Origin of the sequence: Agaribacter flavus (assembly GCF_042646125.1) — a bacterium.
Taxonomy (GTDB): Bacteria; Pseudomonadota; Gammaproteobacteria; order Enterobacterales; family Alteromonadaceae; genus Glaciecola; species Glaciecola flavus.
On sequence record NZ_JBHRSW010000029.1, the window covers coordinates 298,634 to 301,160 of the forward strand.

Below are 2,527 nucleotides of genomic sequence, written 5' to 3' on the forward strand. Positions count from 1 at the left end.
CGGAGAAACATGAGTAGAGAAGAGGTTGTCTCCCAAGAACAAGCTGATGACGGGGACAAAATACCTAAACGGCATTTCGCCCCGTATCTTGGTTATTATGTTCACGGAGAAGGTTTTGAATTTTAAGGTAGCAATAAGTATCTTCATTCTATTTTTTTCATGGATGTTGAAGGCTCAAGATGTTTCTGTTTGTTTAGAAAATGCACATACTCAACTCGAGATGAATAATTGCGAAGGTATTGAGCTACAATCAGCAAGATCGGAGCTATTGAGAGTCCTAAAGGCAATCGAAGCGTCTTATGAATCAACTAGTCCAGAATTTTTAATTAAATTAAAGCACGCACAAGAGGCATGGGAAGCCAGCCTCGAAGCTGATTTAGAAATGAAGTTTCCGCTTGAAGATAAGAGATTAAATTACGGCAGTGTCTATCCTATGTGCAGTTCCGGCTATGAAACTAAGCTTGTGTTACAACGAATTGAATTCCTAAAGCAATGGGCATCGGGTCACCAAGGTGGTGAGGTATGTTCTGGATCCATAATTCATGAGTATTGTGTAGAAAATGATTGCTCTTTGATTAACCAGTGAACATAACAAGAACCTAGAGCCACTCACTGTCGTTCGTTCGGACACATTACTTGTTGTGAATTCTGCATTTTCCTGCGTAAAATTATCGCAGAATTCACAACGAGCAATGCGCCGCTCAGGTTGGCGTTCTTGGCCACGGGCACGAACAATTTTTGTTTATAGAGTAGGATTGTGGATTGGCATTCTGTAGCGAAGAACAGTAGAAAAGTTTGAGCATTTATGACACGCTTTTAGCGTCTGCGATGCACGCAGAAAAACAGTCGTTTTGCTGTCGGACAACTCAGCCGCTAAAAGTGAGGCATCAAACTATGATAGAAGCCCGTGGGGCGACGAGGTAACATGCAAAGATCGTCACTGCATAAGCTAAGCATCGGAGAAACATGAGTAGAGAAGAGGTTGTCTCCCAAGAACAAGCTGATGACGGGGACAAAATACCTAAACGGCATTTCGCCCCGTATCTTGGTTATTAAATGCCCGTTACTGCAAAATCGAGCGAGCTAATAATTTCATTTCTAAAATGCGACAAGGAGCCCAAGGGCTTCTTTAAAATTGAAGCTGGCACTGAGGACATTTGAGGAGTAAGTATTAGAAGCTCGTCCCCTCCATATGAAACTTCGGGTGTTAATCTATTCATTGCCTCATTTTTAAATGCTGACCTAAATCCAAGCGGGATTACGAGACGCGTGGATAAATCACTTAAAAATGGATTTTGTATGTCAAGCAAGTAAGGCAGGTATTTTCTCGTGGTTCTACTCGGATTCGGGTAGACATCAAACTGTGCCATTAAAACGACCTAAATTCTTCACCGAAAACACCGTTTTCCTCAACAAAGCTGTTGTAAGCCTTAATCGCTGTTGCATTTTCTCGCTTCCAGTGTTCGGCGCTCTCTTCAGCAAGCTTTTGCTTTAGTGCCTGCTCAAGAATCGCAGACAAGTTTACATCTAGCTTACGGGTTTTTTCCAGTAAGTCACTGTTTATACTAAGGTTTGTTGCTTTCTTGGGGGCGTTATGGTCATATAAAGATTGCATACGGGCTCTCCTATGCGTATAGGTATGCGCATAGTATAGGGTGTCGCATTTAACAAAGCAATCTACCGGACCTCCACTGCGTCGCTTGGTTTTGTGCTCAAATAGCACAAAACCAACCAACTACGCTACGGCCGGTAATTGCGGCGTTAGCTGCTATGTGTAAATTAATTACTCTCGATTCTATAAACTGCTAAACTAATTATAGTTAAATTGTTTGGAGATATATTTATGTCGGAAGCTCTTAAAAACTTAATAGATAGCATTGACCAACTGAGCACTAGAGAAAAAGCACTAGCTGCACATTGTTTATTATCAGCAATGGATGGACGTGCTGATGATGACGTAGAACAAGAGTGGTTATCGCTCGCAGAAAAACGAAGCAATGAATTGCAAAGTGGTAAAGTTAGCCCGACTACATGGGACCAAATAAAGCAAAAATTGTAAGCTACATGCCTGAATTATTATTTCACCCAGACACCACAGAAGAAATAAAATCGTCCTTTGACTGGTATCAAGAACAAGTAAAAGGTCTCGGGTACGAGTTTGTGCAAGAGCTTGACGATGCATTTAATTCTATTCAATCCTTACCGCAAACTTGGCCCAAAATGGGGCAATATCATAGGCGCTTTATATTAAGTCGGTTTCCGTATTCTATTATCTATAAAAACGTAGACGAAAAAACAATTTATGTTGTTGCGATTATGCATAACCACCGCAAACCTGGGTATTGGAATGACCGCAACTAACACATATGAGCCTCGGGGCTGTCAATAGATAAAACTAATCCCTTGATCATTTTTTCAAGATCAATCTACTACCTTTTTCGGATCTGTTTACTTCATCTTTCCTATTCAAAACGAAGTGGCTATTTTATCCAGTTAGTATCGGGCTCAGTAAAGGTGTAAGCATATT

General features: G+C 41.0%; 5 protein-coding genes. 3 read left to right on the forward strand and 2 right to left on the reverse strand.

Features of this window, described 5'->3' with window-relative positions:
- The first annotated feature begins 115 nt into the window (after positions 1-115).
- Positions 116-586: a lysozyme inhibitor LprI family protein gene (locus ACFOHL_RS14345; protein WP_376920922.1), complete on the forward strand. Its 471-nt coding sequence runs from the start codon at positions 116-118 to the stop codon at positions 584-586.
- A gap of 466 nt (positions 587-1,052) precedes the next feature.
- Here ACFOHL_RS14345 and ACFOHL_RS14350 read toward each other — a convergent pair whose 3' ends face one another.
- Together ACFOHL_RS14350 and ACFOHL_RS14355 are read right to left on the reverse strand one after the other, a co-directional pair.
- Positions 1,053-1,370, reverse strand: coding sequence for a CcdB family protein (locus ACFOHL_RS14350; RefSeq protein ID WP_376920923.1), 318 nt, complete (start codon positions 1,368-1,370; stop codon positions 1,053-1,055).
- Entirely contained in the window at positions 1,370-1,615 is a 246-nt protein-coding gene (locus tag ACFOHL_RS14355) for a type II toxin-antitoxin system CcdA family antitoxin (RefSeq protein WP_376920924.1), read from the reverse strand. Before ACFOHL_RS14355 ends, ACFOHL_RS14350 begins: the two co-directional genes overlap by 1 nt.
- A gap of 228 nt (positions 1,616-1,843) precedes the next feature.
- Here ACFOHL_RS14355 and ACFOHL_RS14360 point away from each other — a divergent pair, with 228 nt between their 5' ends.
- On the forward strand, positions 1,844-2,059 hold the full coding sequence (locus ACFOHL_RS14360; protein WP_376920925.1) for an addiction module protein: 216 nt from the start codon (positions 1,844-1,846) through the stop codon (positions 2,057-2,059).
- A gap of 5 nt (positions 2,060-2,064) precedes the next feature.
- Positions 2,065-2,361: a type II toxin-antitoxin system RelE/ParE family toxin gene (locus ACFOHL_RS14365; RefSeq protein ID WP_376920926.1), complete on the forward strand. Its 297-nt coding sequence runs from the start codon at positions 2,065-2,067 to the stop codon at positions 2,359-2,361.
- Positions 2,362-2,527 lie beyond the last annotated feature (166 nt).